We start from the raw sequence: 16,045 nt of genomic DNA on the forward strand, positions 1-16,045 counted from the left end.
GGGCTGCGGGGAGTGCGCCTCCGGCCCCGGGGGGGGATACAGGTCCGGTTACACGTATGGGCGGGCACCCCGCGCGGCCCCGCCCGGGCCCGCCCCGGCCGGGGCGGGCCGGGGCGCCGACCGAAGAGCCACCGAAGAACCCCCGAGAAGCCACCGAGACACGGAGCGAAGCGAACGATGGCCGAGCCGCACGCCGCCGACAGCCACGACCTGATCCGCGTGCACGGGGCACGCGAGAACAACCTCAAGGACGTCAGCGTCGACATCCCCAAGCGCCGCCTGACGGTGTTCACCGGGGTGTCCGGCTCCGGCAAGAGCTCGCTGGTCTTCGACACCATCGCCGCCGAGTCGCAGCGGCTGATCAACGAGACCTACAGCGCCTTCGTCCAGGGCTTCATGCCGGCCCTGGCCCGCCCCGAGGTGGACGTCCTGGAGGGCCTGACCACCGCGATCCTGGTCGACCAGCAGCGGATGGGCGCCGACCCGCGCTCCACCGTCGGCACCGCGACCGACGCCAACGCGATGCTGCGGATCCTGTTCAGCCGGCTGGGCACCCCGCACATCGGCTCCCCCAAGGCCTTCTCCTTCAACGTCCCGTCGATCAGCGGCGCCGGCGCGGTGACGGTGGAGCGCGGCGGCAGGACGGTCAAGGAGCGGCGCAGTTTCAGCATCACCGGCGGCATGTGCCCGCGCTGCGAGGGCCGGGGCAGCGTCACCGACATCGACCTCACCCAGCTGTACGACGACACCAAGTCGCTCGCCGAGGGCGCGATCCTGATCCCCGGCTGGAAGCCGGACAGCTGGTGGACGGTCGGGGTGTACGCCAACTCGGGCTTCCTGGACGCGGACAAGCCGATCCGCAAGTACACCAAGAAGGAGCTCCAGGACTTCCTCCACCGGGAGCCGACCAAGGTCAAGGTCAACGGCGTCAACCTGACGTACGAGGGCCTGATCCCCAAGCTCCAGAAGTCCATGCTGTCCAAGGACAAGGAGGCGCTGCAGCCGCACATCCGGGCCTTCGTGGAGCGGGCCGTCACCTTCACGGCCTGCCCGGAGTGCGGGGGCACCCGGCTGAGCGAGGCCGCCCGGTCCTCGAAGATCGGCGGTGTCAGCATCGCCGACGCCTGCGCGATGCAGATCAGCGACCTCGCGGACTGGGCCCGGGCGCTGGACGAGCCCTCGGTGGCGCCGCTGCTCGACGCGCTGCGGCAGGCGCTGGACGCCTTCGTGGAGATCGGCCTCGGCTACCTCTCGCTGGACCGCCCCTCCGGCACCCTGTCGGGCGGCGAGGCGCAGCGGGTGAAGATGATCCGCCACCTGGGCTCCTCGCTCACCGACACCACGTACGTCTTCGACGAGCCCACCACCGGGCTGCACCCGCACGACATCAGCCGGATGAACGACCTGCTGCTGCGGCTGCGGGACAAGGGCAACACGGTGCTGGTGGTGGAGCACAAGCCGCAGACCATCGCGATCGCCGACCACGTGGTGGACCTCGGTCCCGGGGCGGGCGCGGCGGGCGGCTCGGTGTGCTTCGAGGGCAGCGTGGCCGGGCTGCGCGGGAGCGGCACCGTCACCGGCCGGCACCTGGCGGACCGGACGGCGCTGCGGGCGGAGGTGCGCAAGCCCACCGGCTCACTGGCGATCCGCGGCGCGGACAGCCACAACCTGCGGGACGTGGACGTGGACGTCCCGCTCGGGGTGCTGACCGTGGTCACCGGGGTGGCGGGCTCGGGGAAGAGTTCGCTGGTCCACGGCTCGATCCCGCCGAGCGAGGGCGTGGTCTCGGTCGACCAGGGGGCGATCAAGGGCTCCCGGCGCAGCAACCCGGCGACGTACACCGGGCTGCTGGAGCCGATCCGCAAGGCCTTCGCCAAGGCGAACGGGGTGAAGCCGGCCCTGTTCAGCGCCAACTCGGAGGGCGCCTGCCCGACCTGCAACGGCGCCGGCGTGGTCTACACCGACCTGGCGATGATGGCCGGGGTGGCCACCACCTGCGAGGACTGCGAGGGCAAGCGCTACCAGGCCTCGGTGCTGGAGTACCGGCTGGGCGGCCGGGACATCAGCGAGGTGCTGGCGATGTCGGTGGGCGAGGCGGAGGCGTTCTTCGGCGACGGCGAGGCGAAGCTGCCGGCCGCGCACCGGATCCTGGAGCGGCTCGCCGACGTCGGCCTGGGCTACCTCAGCCTCGGGCAGCCGCTGACCACGCTGTCCGGCGGTGAGCGGCAGCGGTTGAAGCTGGCCACCCACATGGCGGACAAGGGCGGGGTCTACGTCCTGGACGAGCCGACCACCGGGCTGCACCTGGCGGACGTCGAGCAGCTGCTCGGCCTGCTGGACCGGCTGGTGGACTCCGGCAAGTCGGTGATCGTGATCGAGCACCACCTGGCGGTGATGGCGCACGCCGACTGGATCATCGACCTCGGGCCGGGCGCCGGGCACGACGGCGGCCGGGTGGTCTTCGAGGGCACCCCGGCCGAGCTGGTCGCGGCCCGCTCGACGCTGACCGGCGAGCACCTCGCGGCGTACGTGGGGTGAGCCGGGGCGCGTGCTACCCGAGCGGGAGGACCATCTCCAGGATCCGGGCCCGCTCGTCCAGCACGTACGGCGTCTCGCCGCCCGTGCAGGTGAAGCCGCGCCGCCGGTAGAAGGCGGCGGCGCGGTCGTTCGCCTCGTGGACGCCGAGCAGCATCCACTCGGCGCCGCCCTCCCGGGCCCAGGCGATCACCGCGTCCAGCAGGGCGTCGGCGACGCCGCGCTCGTGGCCGCGGTGCGCCGGGTCGACCCAGACGCCGATCAGGTCGACGGTCGCGGTCTTGCGGCTGGGGATCGAGAGCATGGTGGCGACCCACCGGTCGTCGCCGTCCACGGCGACCAGGCCGATCCGGCCGGGCTCGTTCAGCCAGTCCGTACGGGCCCGCCAGTTGCCCTCGCCCTGGAGCTGCGCGTACGCGTGGGTCTCGCCGAACGCCAGCGGGGTGTCGAGGAGCTGGGCCAGCCGGATGGTGCGCAGCCGCTCCCAGTCGTCGCGGCCGATCCGTTCGATCCGGTACTGCACGTCGTCCCCCGTCACGCGATCCTGCCTCCGCCGTCGGCGGTCGCCGGCGACGGAGGCAGGATAACCGCAGCTCAGGTCACGGCTTGAGGCGGACTACCTGCGGGTCGTGGTCGCTGGCCTGCTGGGCGAACTCGGCGTTGATGTGCACCACGTCGTACTTGGCGTAGCCGAGCTCGGGGCTGACCAGGACGTGGTCGAGCACCTGGGAGTTGCCCTGGTAGACGTAGGAGTACTGCTCGGTCTCCGGCAGCTCGTTCACCAGGTCGCGCAGCACGCCGCCCTTGGTGAGCGCGGCCAGCGCGGGCGAGAACTGGTAGTCGTTGAAGTCGCCGAGCGAGACGATCCTGGCCTGCTTGTCGGCGGCCAGCAGCCCCGCGACGAAGGCCTGCTCGACGGTGGCCTGCTTGACCCGCTGCACCTCGGAGCTGCGGGTCGGGGCCTGGAAGCGGCTGTCGATGCCCTGGTCGCCGCCCTTGCTGTTGAAGTGGTTGGCGATCACGAAGACCTTCTGGCCGCGGAACGCGAACTGGCCGACCAGCGGCTTGCGGCTGTTGGTCCAGGCGTCGTCGGTGGGCGCGATCCGGCCGGGCGAGGCGGTGAGCGCGGTGGCGGCGCCGGTGCCGGTGACGCCGACGGCGGTGGTGGCGCTGCCGCCGGGGATGTCGGTGAAGGAGACCCGCTGGGGGTTGAACAGGAAGACCTGGCGGATGTTGCCGCCGGGCTCGCCGCCGTCCTTGCCGTCCTGGGGGTCGACCGAGCGCCAGTCGTAGGCGGGGCCGCCGGCCGCCTTGATCGCGGCGAGGAACTTGGCGACGGTCTGGCTCGCGTCGACGGTGCCGTCGCTCTTGGCGCCGTTGTTGTCCTGGATCTCCTCCAGGGCGACGATGTCGGGCGAGCGCAGGTTGGTGACGACGCCCTGGGCCAGCTCGGCGAACTTGGCGTCCGGGTTGGTGGCGGCCAGGTTCTCCACGTTGTAGGTGGCGACGGTGAGTTCGCGCTCGCTCGCCTGCGGGGTGACCTCGCGCTGGAGGTGGTTGTCCTTGAGGGTGCCGAGGGTGCCGGCCACCAGGGTGTAGCCGCCGAAGGAGTTGTAGTCCAGCGGGCCGGTGGTGGTGCCGGTGAGCTCGTCGCCGACGTTGGCGACCGGGAAGGGCTGCTGGGTGACGGCGGCCTGCTGCTGCACCATCAGGCGGCCGACGTTGGGCTCGCGGTAGGACTCGTAGAGCACGCCGCCGCGCTTGCTGCGCTGGTCCTGCCGGTCGGCGGCGACCCAGAGCTCGTTGTACTTGTCGGTCGCCTGTATCACCCGGACGTCCTTGACCTGGACGAGCATGCCCTCCAGCGACTCGTAGAAGTCCAGGGCGTACTTCTCCGGGTCGAGCCGCCCGGCGTCGATGCTGCCGTCGGGCCCGGCCGGCGGGGCGTAGGTGCCAGGGATGTTGCGGGTGTCCACCACCACGGGGGCGGGCAGCGGGTTGCCGCCCGAGAGCACCGTGACGGCGGGGCCGGTGAGCTCGGTGACGGACTGCGAGCCGCCCGAGGAGTTCGGGTAGTACTCGGTGACCTTTCCGCTGACCAGCACCGAGTCGCCGACCTTCACGGTCGGGTTTCCGCCGGTGAAGACGAAGATGCCCTCGCTGGTGGCCGGGTCGGCGTCCGGGTTCGGGTCCTGCAGCCAGAATCCCTTGGAACTGCCGTACGCGCGCACGCCGGTGACGATTCCGGGCACGCCGGTGACCGGCTTGCCGGCCTGCGGGGAGACCCGAGTGGTGCCCTGGATGTCGTGGATCCGCAGCGGACCGGCCTCGGTGGGCGCGGGCGGGGCGGCGGCCGCGCCGGCGGCGACGGCGGACGGCAGCGGGACGAGCACCAGCGAGACGGCGAGTGCGGCCGGGGCGACGGCGGCGCGCAACAGGGCGGCTCTGCGGGGGCGGGGGGCGGAGGCGGTGGTCACCGGGGCATGGCTCCTAGCTCGGGCAGCGGACGCTACTCGCTTAGAAGGAAGGTCGGGAGAGAGCGGGGGACGGCTCCCGTTCCCCCGAGGCGCCCTCAAGATACGCGCGTAGAAAATGCCCCGACAAGACCTCGTCAATGAACTGTCGGTTCCGGCCCGGTGACGTGCGGAAGCATCGATTCGGCTGTTTCCCAGACTCCTTCCAGCAGCCGCCCAGCAATTCCCCAGTTTGACCGGTCCTTTGCCCGGCTTTACCCGATCCGTTCCACGATCAGCTCGCACAACTCGTGGGTGCGCAGCGCGTCGTGGGCGTCCAGGGTCTTCCCGGCCCGGACGGCGTCCAGGAAGCCCAGCACGCACTGCTCGATCCCGCGCTGACGGGCCACCGGCACCCAGTCGCCGCGCCGCCGGACGGTGGGCTGGCCCCGGTGGTCGATGACCTCGGCGAGGTTGCGCACCTCGCGCTTGGAGTCGCCGCCGGAGACCTCCAGCACCTCCTCGGTCGAGCCGGAGACCCGGTTCATGATGCCGAGTGCGGTGAAGCCCTCCCCGCCGAGCGTCAGCACCACGTGCTCCACCAGGCCCTCGCGGTCCTTGCGGGCCCGGACGTCCACCTGCTCGATCTCGCCGGGGACCAGGAACCGCAGGGTGTCCACCACGTGCACGAAGTCGTCGAAGACCAGCGTCCGGGCGGCCTCGGGCAGGCCCTCGCGGTTCTTCTGCAGCACGATCAGGTCGCGCGGGCGCTCCAACGCCTGGGCGTAGCCGGGGGCGTGGCGCCGGTTGAAGCCGACCATCAGCGAGCGGCCGGTGCGGTCGGCGAGGTCGACCAGCCGGCGGGCGCCGTCCACGGTGTAGTCGAGCGGCTTGTCCACGTACACGTCCACCCCGGCGCCGAGCAGCTGCTCGACGATCGGCACGTGCTGGTCGGTGGCCGCGTGCACGAAGGCGGCCCGGATGCCGCTGTCGATCAGCGCGCCCAGGTCGGTGAACCGGCTTGCGGCGTCGATCCGGTGGGTCTCCCCCAGCCGGTCCAGCTTGGCCCGGTCCCGGGTCATCAGGCGCAGGTCCAGCCCGGGCAGGGCGGTGAGCACCGGCAGGTACGCCTTCTGCGCGATGTCGCCGAGGCCGATCACCCCGACCGGCAGCGGGCCGGCGGGGACGACGGTCGAGGTCATGGAGACTCCTGGGGGGTGCGGCCGGTCATGGTTCCGCCACCCTACGCGGTCCGTCGTACGGCGGTTCGGGCACGATCCCGGCCGGGGCCGGGAGGGTGGGGCGGGCTCGGCGGGCCCGGGGCGGTAGGGCCGGGACGGTAGGGAAAACCCGACCACCGTTCCTCGACCTGGCTGTCATGACGTCACCCACCCGCCGCCGCTGCAATGGTGAGGTGCTCACTCACCAGCCCCGCCGGGCTCCGGGAGCGGACGGGCGCAGGTGGTACTGGTGCGCCGGTTGGCTCGCCTGCGCCGCCTGGGCCGCCGTGTTCCCCCTCGTCTCCCCGCTCGGGCCGCACCGGACCTGGGGCGCCGTCGCCGCGGTCGGCTACCTCGTCGCGGCGGTCGCCGTCCTGCTGCCCGCGCGGCGGGACGCCCCGGCCCGCTCGACCGCGCTCGCCCTGGCCGGGGCGGTCGTCCTGCCGCTGCTGCTGCTGGTGCACTCCGGGGCCGGGCAGAGCGAGGTCGGGGTGATCGAACGGTCCGGCTGGCTGCTGCTGCACCAGGGCTCCCCGTACCTCGACGAGCCGCGCACGGTGGCCGAGGTGACGCCCTACCTGCCGGCGATGGCCCTGCTGGGCGTGCCGCGCGCGGTGCTCGGCGCCGACGGCCTGCCGGCCCGGCTGGCGGGCGATCCCCGGCTGTGGTGCGCCGCCGTGTTCCTCGGCAGCCTGTGGCTCGCCCACCGGGTGCTGCGCGCCGCCGCGCCGGAGGACGGAACGGGCACCGGACGGAACCGGGGCCCGGTACCGGCCGGGGCGGCCCTCCCGGCCCTCGCGGCCCTGGTCGCCTCGCCGGTCGTGGCGCTGCCGCTCGCGGTCAGCGGCGTCGACCTCCCGCTGACCGGCCTGCTCTGCCTGGCCCTCGCGCTCGCCTCGACGGGCCGCCCGACCGCCACCGGGCCGGCGCTGGCCGCGGCCTGCGCGATCAAGTGGACGGCCTGGCCCGCGGTGGCCGTCGCCGTCGCCCTGCTGGCCGCCACGGCCGGCCGGCGGGCCGCCGCCCGCGGCTGCGGCACGGCGCTGCTCGGCACCGCCGCCCTGGTGCTGCCCGCCGCCCTGCTCGCCCCCGGACCGATGGTCGCCCAGGTGCTGGCCTTCCCGCTCGGCCGCGGCGAGCTGCGCACCGAGGCCGCCAGCCCGCTGCCGGGCAAGCTGCTCGCCGACCTCGGCCCGGCCGGCTGGTGGGCGGCGCTCGCCCTGCTGCTGGCCGCCGGTCTGGCCGTCGCCGTCTCCCTGGTGCGCCGGCCGCCCCACACTCTGGTCGCCGCCGCCGACCGGCTGGCCCTCGGCCTGGGCAGCGCCTTCCTGCTGGCCCCGGCCGGCCGCTTCGGCTACCTGGCGCTGCCCGTCGTGCTGGCGCTCTGGGCCCGCGTCGTGCCCGGGGCTCGCCCGGTTCCGTCCGCCGCCGTCCCCGCCCCGGCCCCGCGGACCGGCGCCGACCGCCCGAACCCCCTCTTCGTCTGACCGACCACCCCTCCCGGATACGAGGCACCGACACCCCATGGGCACCACCCTGATCGTCACCAACGACTTCCCGCCCCGGCAGGGCGGCATCGAGACCTTCGTGCACGCGATGGCCGTGCGCGTACCGGACCACGACGTGGTCGTCCACACCTCCGCCGACCCGGGCGCCGCCCGGTACGACGCCTCCCTGCCCTTCCCGGTGGTCCGCGACCCGGCCCGCACCCTGCTGCCCACCGCCCGGGTCACCCGCCGGACGCTGGAGATCGCCCGCGCCCACGGCTGCGACCGGGTCTGGTTCGGCGCCGCCGCGCCGCTGGCCGCGATGGCGCCCGCGCTGCGCCGCGGCGGGATCGAACGGAGCGTCGCCACCACCCACGGCCACGAGATCTGGTGGGCCCGCGCCCCGCTGGCCCGCCGGCTGCTGCGCCGGATAGGCGACCACGTGGACGTGGTCACCTACCTCGGCGAGTACACCCGCCGCCGGATCGCCCCCGCGCTGGGGCCGCGGGCCCGGCTGGAGCGGCTCGTCCCCGGTGTGGACGCGGGGACGTTCCGGCCCTCGGCGGAGCACCGCCGGGCGGTCCGCGCCGAGTACGGCCTCGGCGACGCCCCGGTGGTCCTCTGCGTGTCCCGGCTGGTGCCCCGCAAGGGCCAGGACGCCCTGATCCGGGCGCTGCCGCTGATCCGCCGGAATGTCCCGGACGCCGTCCTGCTGCTGGTCGGGCAGGGCCCCGACGAGCGGCGGCTGCGCGGGCTGGCGGACCGGCTCGCGCCGGGCGCCGTGGTGTTCGCCGGCGGTCTGGAGCACGACGCGACCGCCCGGTACTACGCGGCGGCGGACGTCTTCGCCATGCCGTGCCGGACCAGGCGGGCCGGCCTGGAGGCGGAGGGCCTCGGCATCGTCCTGCTGGAGGCCGCGGCCGGCGGCCTGCCCGTGGTGGCCGGCCGCTCCGGCGGCGCGCCCGACGCCGTCCTGGACGGCCGGACCGGGAGCGTGGTGGACGGCCGGTCCGTGCCGGCCGTGGCCGACGCCGTCGCGGCGGCCCTGCTGGACCGGGACCGGGCCCGGGAGTTCGGGCGGCGGGGCCGCCGCTGGGTGGCCGACCAGTGGTCCTGGGAGGCCTCGGCCGAGCGGCTCACCCACCTGCTCACCCCCGGCGCGGAGCTGCGCCCCGTCACCGTCCCGCCGGCGGGATGACCGGCCGCCCCCGCAGGTACGCCAGCACCGCCAGCACCCGCCGGTTGCCCTCCACCGGGTCGACGTCCAGCTTCATGAAGATGTTGCCGGCGTGCTTGACCACCGAGGCCTCGGTGACGGTCAGCCGCTGGGCGATCGACTGGTTGTTGAGCCCCTCCGCCATCAGCCCCAGAACCTCCCGCTCGCGCGGGGTGAGCCGCTTCAACGGCTCGTCGGCGGTGCGCTGCCCGAGCAGCACCCGGACCACCTCCGGGTCCAGCACGGTCTGCCCGGCCGCCACCCGCTCCAGCGCGTCGATGAAGTCGGTGACCTCGCCGACCCGGTCCTTGAGCAGGTAGCCGAGGCCGCCCCCGGTGGCGGAGTCCTCGCCGAACAGCCGGGTCGCGTAGGCCGTCGCCACGTACTGGGAGAGCACCAGGACGGGCAACCCCCGGTGCCGGGCGCGCAGTTCGACGGCGGCCCGGAGCCCCTCGTCGCGGAAGTCCGGCGGCATCCGGACGTCGGTGATGACGACGTCGGGCCGTTCGGCGTCGACGGCCCGGGCCAGCTCCCCGGCCTCGCCGACGGCGGCGACCACCCGGTGCCCGACCCGGCCGAGCAGCTCCACCAGGCCGGCCCGCAGCAGTACGGCGTCCTCGGCGAGCACTACCCGGAGCACGGGACCTCCACGCGCAGTCGGGTCGGTCCGCCGACGGGGCTGGTCACGATGAGTCGTCCTCTCAGGATGGCCACCCGGTCGGCCAGCCCCTGGAGGCCGGCGCCGGCGGCGGGATCGGCCCCGCCACGGCCGTTGTCGGTGACGAGCAGCACCAGCTTCCCGTCCTCCAGGCGCGCCGCGACGTCGACCTCGTCCGCGCCGCTGTGCTTGGCGGCGTTGGTCAGCGCCTCGGTGACGGTGAAGTACGCGGCGGTCTCCACCGGGCCGGGCAGCCGGTGCGGCAGGTCGATGTCGACGGTGACCGGGACGGGGTGGCGCAGCGCCAACTCGGCGACGGCCGCGGGCAGTCCGTGGTCGGTCAGCACCTGCGGGTGGATCCCGCGCACCAGGGTGCGCAGCTGCTCCAGCGCCCGCCGGGCCTCGCCGCGGGCCCGGGTGACGAGTTCGGCGGCCGCCGGTTCCCGGCCGCGCAGCTCCAGTTCGGCCAGGCCCAGGGTCATGCTCAGGGCCACCAGCTGCTGCTGGGCGCCGTCGTGCAGGTCGCGCTCGATCCGGCGCCGCTCCGCCTCGAAGGCGTCCACCAACCGGGCGCGGGAGCGGGTGAGTTCGGTGACCCGGCCGCTCAGGTCCTCGTCCCGCGCCGCGAGCAGCAGCTGCGCCGTCCACACCTGCGCCCCGGTCAGCAGGGCCCCGGTGTAGGCGCAGACCACCAGGCCGAGCAGCCCGGCGGCGGTGCCGGGCAGGGCCGCGAGCGGCCCCGAGATCGGCTGACCGGGGATCAGCATCACGGTGTCCGGGCTGACCGCCCACACGAACACCGGCGCCGCCGACAGCAGCAGCGAGAACCCGAACAGCGCGACGAAGCCGAGGCCGCTCGCCGTGAACAGCACGGCCTGGACCAGCAGGTACGCCAGTTCGCGCCAGGTGGCCCGCTCCCTGAGCCTGCTCCGCAGCCGGACGGCCGCCCCCGCGCCGGGCAGCGAACCGTGCGGGTCGGCCAGCGGCACCGGCTCGACCAGCAGCAGCCGCCGCCGCTCCAGCGCACCGAACGGCACCCCGAGCACGGCCGTCCCGGCCAGCACCGGCAGGCCGATCCCGACCACGGACAGCCCGACACCGACGAACAGCAGCACCGCGAACAGCACCAGCACGGCGGTGCCCTGGAGGGTGCCGGTCAGCAGGAACACCCAGACGCGCAGCGGCCACGCCGACCACAGGAAGCCCAGCGGCCGCCGTCGCAGCTCCGCCCAGACGGTGACTGTCCGGACGGTGCCCGTCCGGACGGTGACCGTCCGGACGGTGACCGGCACGGCGCTCACGGCACTCCCCCTCCCCGGACGCGTACGAACCCTGTGGTCCGACCCTACCGGGCGGCGGGCCGACGGCGGTTCGGGGGCGGTTCGGGGGCCTCCGGGACGGGTGCGGCCGCGGGTCGCCCCTGCCGATCATGCCCGCGAGGGCATGGCGTGATAGCGGAATCGGTCTTGGAAGGGAGGGACCCGCAGGTCATAGCGTCGAGGGAGTTCGCACCAGGGTTCTCGACGAAAGGGACCACCATGGCCACCACCACCGCACGCAGCAGCAGGCACCTGACGGTCAGGAGGCTCGTCGCCGCCTCCTTGGCCACCGCCGCGATCGGCCTCGCCGCCGTGGGCAGCGCGGACGCCGACGCCCCGCGGCCGGGCCGCGTCGAGGTGCTCGAACTCAAGCTCCAGAACGACCAGTACGAGACCGTGGACGTCGGCCCGGCCGGGCCGAGCCTGGGCGACCAGGACGTCTACTCCGGCGGCACCGTCCAGGACGGCCGCACCGTCGGCCGCGGGGGCGGAAGCTGCCAGGTCGTCCAGATCCACGGCGCGGAGGTCACCAAGCACTGCCTGCTCACCATCGAGGTCGAGGGCGGCTCGCTGACGATGCAGTCGCTCTGGACGAACGGCTCGGGCGCCCCGCTCGACATGGCCGTCACCGGCGGTACGGGCGCCTATGGCGGCGCGCGCGGCACGGTCCGCTTCTGGGACATCGGCACGCCGAACGAGCGGGCCCGGGTCGAGATCCAGCGCTGATCCGCCGGGCGCACCCCGCACCTGCCCCGGCCAGGCCCGGGGCAGCGGTGCGGGGTGGTCCGCTCACCGTCCGTGCCGCTCGGCGTCCGGTCAGCGGCTGCCGGGCTCCGGGGGCAGCGGCAGGGGCCGCGTGCAGGTCGAGCGGCGGACGTAGGCGAGGCCGTCGTACTCCTCGGCCAGCACCGTCGGCGCCAGTTCGAAGCGGTAGCTGAACCGGGGCACGCCCGCGCCGAAGCTGCGCAGGTAGTGGCGTTCGGCCAACCAGGCCTCGACGGCGGGCTCGCCGCGGGCGGCGCGCAGGTCGATCAGGTGGTCGTCGCGGTGGGCGGCGGCGAGCCGGCCCTCGACGGACTTCGGTCCGCCGCCGCCGATGCCGTGCCGGCGCGGCGGGCGGGCCCGGGTGGAGCCGGTGCGGGCCCGGAAGGCGCCCTTGCCGAGGAGCAGGCCGAGGGCGTAGTAGCCGTCGCCGTAGCGCTCCCGGAGGTGGCGGCCCATGGCGGGGACGCCGGCCGCGTAACGGCCGGTCATCACATGGCTGTTGTGGGCCCACACGGCCGTCCGCAGCCCGGTGCTGTCGTGGAGTTCGGCGACGGCCTCGGCCATGTGGCGGTCCCGGGCGGCGAGCGATCCCTCTTCGGTCCTGCCATCGGTGCCCAGTGGTGGGCGGCGGGCCAGGTCGGCGGCCCGGACCAGGTTGCGGGCGTGGGCGATCGCCCGGTCGGTGGCGGCGGCACCGGCCAGGGCCGCATGGCCCTCCCGGCGGTCCACCAGTTCGTCGAGCAACTGCCGGGCACCGGCGTGCAGTTCACCGCCGCCTTCGAGGTCCCCGGCCGGTGTGCTGTCGCCGATCGCCCGCAGGGTGCGGTGCACGGCGGCGGCCCGCTCGGGCGCCACCTGCCGGAGGAAGGCGTGGACTTCCTCGGCCGATCCGGCGCTGCGCTGCGGATCGACGCCGACGAAGCGCACCCGCCGGGCCTCGGGCAGCGCCCGGTTGTACTCGCGCAACCATTCGACCAGGGCGAGCACTTCGTAGGTCTTCCAGGTCCAGAAGCCCAGCCGGTCCAGGGCGGTGACCGGGTCGCCGGTGCCGTACCGGACGTAGGCGTCCACCGCCCCGGCGGAGGCCGCGCTGGCCTCCATGGCCAGGGCCCCGAAGTCGAGTTCGCGGACCAGGAATTCGAGCAGCCGGTGCTTGAGCCGGAAGAACTCGGCCGTCCCGTGGGTGGATTCGCCGAGCCCGACGACCCGGGCCTCCCCCAGCACCCGGCGCAGCGGAGCCAGGTCACCGGCCGGGGCCCCGGCGTCCAGACTGTCGAGCGGGACGGCGTTCGCCGCCAGCCAGTCCGTCACGTCATCGCCCACGTCCGCCCCTTCCGCGCCGCCCCGGCATCCGATCCTACGCGAACGAGTGGGCGGGTCCGACCACGGGAGCCCGGGATCTGACGCATGGTCAACAGCCGTTCCGCCGAACGGTGTCGAGGATCTCCCGGAGGTCCGCCAGCGCCACCTCGGCCCCTTCGGCGACGGCCACGGGCGGCTTCCGTGAGCGGGCTTCCGTCGGCAGGTCAGGCGCCCGCGGCGGCGGCCTCGGCGAGGGAGTCGAGGACCGGGCGGAGCAGCGGGTGCCCGTCGGCGCCGGCCCGGACGGCGGCGAAGACCCGGCGGGTGGCGAGGTCACTGTCGACCGGGCGGACCGCCACCCGGGCCAGGTCCACCCCGCGGAGCGCGGAGCGCGGCACCAGGGCGACACCGGCGCCCGCCGAGGCCAGGGCGACGACGGCGCGGAAGTCGTCGGAGGAGTGCAGCAGGCGCGGCTGGAAGCCGGCGTGCTCGCAGGCGAGCAGGACCACGTCGTGGCAGGGGTTGCCCGGGTAGGGGCCGATCCACGGCTCGTCCGCCAGCGCGGCCACCGCCAGCGGCCCGGCCTCGGCGGCCAGCGGGTGGGCCAGCGGCAGCACGGCCTCGAAGGGTTCGGCGTACAGCGGGACCCTGGTCAGCCGGGCGTCGTCGGCGCGCGGGGCGCCGCGGTACTCGACGGCCACCGCGAGGTCGGCGCGGCCGTCCAGCACCATCGGGAGGCTGGCGTCGCCCTCGGCGTCGAGCACCTTGAGCCGCAGGCCGGGGGCGCGGCCGGCCAGCAAGCCGATCGCCGGGGCGAGCACGTGCGAGATGCCGGTCGCGAAGGAGGCGACGGTGACCTCGCCCGCGACGCCCGCGCTGTACGCGGCGAGGTCGGCCTCGGCCCGCTCCAGCTGGGCGAGCACCGCGTCGGCGTGGCCGAGCAGGATCTCCCCGGCGGCGGTCAGCCGCACGCCCCGGCCCTCCCGGGCCAGCAGGTGGTGGCCGGTCTCCTGTTCCAGGGCGGCCAGCTGCTGGGAGACCGCGGAGGGGGTCAGGTAGAGGGCGGCCGCCGCGGCGGTCACGGTGCGGTGGTCCGCCACGGCCCGGAGGGTCCGCAGCCGTCGTGCGTCGATCACACGTCAATTCTGCCAGCGCGGCGGAGCGGGCCGTCCGGGGTGCCGTTCCCAGGGCCGTCCGGGGCTTCCGGAACGCCGTCCGTAGGGCCTCCGGGATGCCGCCGGCAGGGCCGCTCGCAGGGCGGTTTCCGGGGCAGTACCACCGGTGGCGTATTTCGGCCCGAGATCGTCTCGGCCCGTTGACCGCCCGGTCCGCACGGCGCTTGGCTCGGGAACGGACCGGGCCGGGGACTCCGGGGCCCGGTACTCGTCATCTGGGGAGGATGTCCATGATCACCGCCCGTTCCCGCCGCCGGCTCGCCCGCGCCGGCTGCGTCCTGGTGGCCGCCCTCGCGGTCGGCGCCGTGATGCCCGCCGCCGAGGCCCGGCCGCCCAAGGGCGACACCGCCCGGGTCAGCGAGGGCTTCAAGGGGGAGCAGCTGAACGGCGCCTCGACCGGGCTCGGGCTGAGCGCGGACGGCCGTTCGGCGCTGTTCTCGTCGGCCGCGACCGACCTGCTGCCGTCCACCGCCACCCCGAACTCCGGCGAGGTCTACGTCCGCGACCTGCGCAACGGCCACATCGAGCGGGTCAGCGTCGCCGACGACGGCTCGCAGCTGAACGCCCCCACCACGGACGCCTCGATCAGCGCGGACGGCCGGTTCGTGGCGTTCAGCACCGCCGCCACCAACGTCGTCCCCGGCCAGGCGAAGCACGAGAACGACGTGTTCGTCCGCGACCGCTGGACGGGGCGCACCGAGCTGATCACCGGCGGCCTGCTCGCCACCGCGGACGACGAGACCATCCGCAGCGCGGACAACCCCACGCTGAGCGCGGACGGCCGCTACGTCGCCTACGCCTCGAACCGCACCGACCTGACCACCGGCATCCGCCGCGGGAAGATCAACATCTACGTCACCGACCGCTGGACCCACACCACCCGGCTGGTCACCACCGGCCCGGCGGGCGGCACCGGCGCGGACAACCACTCCTACCGTCCGACCATCAGCGCGGACGGGCGCACGGTCGGCTTCGTCTCCCGGGCCTACAACCTCACCGACCCCGCCCCGGGCACCCCCTCGGCCCCGGCGGCGGCGGACGCCGAGCTGGCCGGCCCACGCTTCTACCCGTACTACGTCTGGTCCGCCACCACCGGCCGGACGGTCGTCGCCGGCGTGGACACCACCGGCGCCGAGCGCGGCGTCGGCCTGATGGACGCCCGGATCAGCCCCGACGGCCGCTACGCGCTGTACGGCATGCCGACCTACGGCGTCGGCCCCCGCCCCGGCAACCACGGCCTCCGGATGGACCTGTACGTCCACGACCTGGTCACCGGCAAGGTCACCCTCGTCAACACCCCGCTGCCCGGCACCACGCCCACCGACGGCTCCTACGACCCGGCGATCACCGCCGACGGACGCTGGGTCTACTTCGACTCCGCCGCGGACGACCTGGTCGCCGACGACACCAACCAGTCCTCCGACGTGTTCCGCCGCGACCTGTGGACCGGCCGGATCGAGCGGGTCAGCCTCGCCTCGGACGGCTCCCAGAGCACCGCCGCCGCGCAGAACCCGTACGTGGACGCCGAGGGCGGCACGGTGCTGTTCGACGCCGAGGACGGCAACCTGGTGCCGGGCGACACCAACACCGTCACGGACGTGTTCCGCCGCCGCCTCTGAACCGCGCCCGGCCACCGCACCCGGCCTCCCCGCCCATCCGACGCGCACGGCCCGCACGGCCCGCCGCCCGATTACGTCTGTTGACGTATTTTCCGTCCGGATTCATCTCAGCTGTTGACCCGGGGGGCCGTCCGGCGCTTGGCTCGTTCCCGGACCGACCGCCCGGGGGGGCCTGTCCGACCGGGCGCCGCCCCCCCCGACCCCGGCGGGGGGGGGCGGGGGGGCCGGCCGCCGCCGGCCGGCCGCGAGTCCAACCCCCGCCCGAAGGCCCCCCAGGCCGCCCACCGCCGAGCGCC

12 protein-coding genes are annotated in these 16,045 nt (G+C 74.8%); 5 read left to right on the forward strand and 7 right to left on the reverse strand.

What is annotated here, in order from left to right:
• The first annotated feature begins 177 nt into the window (after window positions 1–177).
• Window positions 178–2,538: an ATP-binding cassette domain-containing protein gene (locus tag ACFV8H_RS23240; protein ID WP_380403037.1), complete on the forward strand. Its 2,361-nt coding sequence runs from the start codon at window positions 178–180 to the stop codon at window positions 2,536–2,538.
• Between the two features lie 13 nt (window positions 2,539–2,551).
• On the opposite strand, the gene ACFV8H_RS23245 is transcribed toward ACFV8H_RS23240, so the two are convergent.
• From ACFV8H_RS23245 to ACFV8H_RS23255, 3 genes are all read right to left on the reverse strand, one after another.
• The gene (locus ACFV8H_RS23245) at window positions 2,552–3,073 is read right to left on the reverse strand and encodes a GNAT family N-acetyltransferase (protein ID WP_380403040.1); all 522 of its coding nucleotides are present in this window, start codon (window positions 3,071–3,073) and stop codon (window positions 2,552–2,554) included.
• 61 nt (window positions 3,074–3,134) lie between these two features.
• The gene (locus ACFV8H_RS23250; RefSeq protein WP_380403067.1) at window positions 3,135–4,970 is read right to left on the reverse strand and encodes an endonuclease/exonuclease/phosphatase family protein; all 1,836 of its coding nucleotides are present in this window, start codon (window positions 4,968–4,970) and stop codon (window positions 3,135–3,137) included.
• 293 nt (window positions 4,971–5,263) lie between these two features.
• Window positions 5,264–6,160: a Gfo/Idh/MocA family protein gene (locus tag ACFV8H_RS23255; RefSeq protein WP_380403070.1), complete on the reverse strand. Its 897-nt coding sequence runs from the start codon at window positions 6,158–6,160 to the stop codon at window positions 5,264–5,266.
• A gap of 206 nt (window positions 6,161–6,366) precedes the next feature.
• On the opposite strand from ACFV8H_RS23255, the gene ACFV8H_RS23260 reads away from it, so the two are divergent.
• A complete protein-coding gene (locus tag ACFV8H_RS23260) occupies window positions 6,367–7,695 on the forward strand; it encodes a hypothetical protein (protein WP_380403043.1) in 1,329 nt (442 codons plus the stop codon).
• Between the two features lie 37 nt (window positions 7,696–7,732).
• A complete protein-coding gene (locus ACFV8H_RS23265) occupies window positions 7,733–8,893 on the forward strand; it encodes a glycosyltransferase family 4 protein (protein WP_380403046.1) in 1,161 nt (386 codons plus the stop codon).
• Here ACFV8H_RS23265 and ACFV8H_RS23270 read toward each other — a convergent pair.
• Together ACFV8H_RS23270 and ACFV8H_RS23275 are read right to left on the reverse strand one after the other, a co-directional pair.
• Window positions 8,871–9,551 (reverse strand): LuxR C-terminal-related transcriptional regulator, encoded by a 681-nt coding sequence (locus ACFV8H_RS23270; protein WP_375886500.1) that lies wholly within the window; start codon window positions 9,549–9,551, stop codon window positions 8,871–8,873. The two genes, ACFV8H_RS23265 and ACFV8H_RS23270, sit on opposite strands and share 23 nt — an antisense overlap.
• The gene (locus tag ACFV8H_RS23275) at window positions 9,539–10,870 is read right to left on the reverse strand and encodes a sensor histidine kinase (protein WP_380403049.1); all 1,332 of its coding nucleotides are present in this window, start codon (window positions 10,868–10,870) and stop codon (window positions 9,539–9,541) included. Before ACFV8H_RS23275 ends, ACFV8H_RS23270 begins: the two co-directional genes overlap by 13 nt.
• A gap of 237 nt (window positions 10,871–11,107) precedes the next feature.
• Between ACFV8H_RS23275 and ACFV8H_RS23280 the strand changes: the two genes are divergently transcribed.
• Window positions 11,108–11,614, forward strand: coding sequence for a hypothetical protein (locus tag ACFV8H_RS23280; protein ID WP_380403052.1), 507 nt, complete (start codon window positions 11,108–11,110; stop codon window positions 11,612–11,614).
• 90 nt (window positions 11,615–11,704) lie between these two features.
• On the opposite strand, the gene ACFV8H_RS23285 is transcribed toward ACFV8H_RS23280, so the two are convergent.
• Both ACFV8H_RS23285 and ACFV8H_RS23290 read right to left on the reverse strand, forming a co-directional pair.
• Complete coding sequence (locus ACFV8H_RS23285) at window positions 11,705–12,976, reverse strand: erythromycin esterase family protein (protein ID WP_380403055.1); 1,272 nt, start codon at window positions 12,974–12,976, stop codon at window positions 11,705–11,707.
• Window positions 12,977–13,179: 203 nt separating this feature from the next.
• The gene (locus ACFV8H_RS23290) at window positions 13,180–14,091 is read right to left on the reverse strand and encodes a LysR family transcriptional regulator (protein ID WP_375886478.1); all 912 of its coding nucleotides are present in this window, start codon (window positions 14,089–14,091) and stop codon (window positions 13,180–13,182) included.
• A gap of 269 nt (window positions 14,092–14,360) precedes the next feature.
• Between ACFV8H_RS23290 and ACFV8H_RS23295 the strand changes: the two genes are divergently transcribed.
• The gene (locus tag ACFV8H_RS23295; protein WP_380403058.1) at window positions 14,361–15,749 is read left to right on the forward strand and encodes a TolB family protein; all 1,389 of its coding nucleotides are present in this window, start codon (window positions 14,361–14,363) and stop codon (window positions 15,747–15,749) included.
• Window positions 15,750–16,045 lie beyond the last annotated feature (296 nt).

This window comes from Kitasatospora sp. NPDC059827 (assembly GCF_042731675.1).
In the GTDB taxonomy this organism is placed as follows: Bacteria; Actinomycetota; Actinomycetes; order Streptomycetales; family Streptomycetaceae; genus Kitasatospora.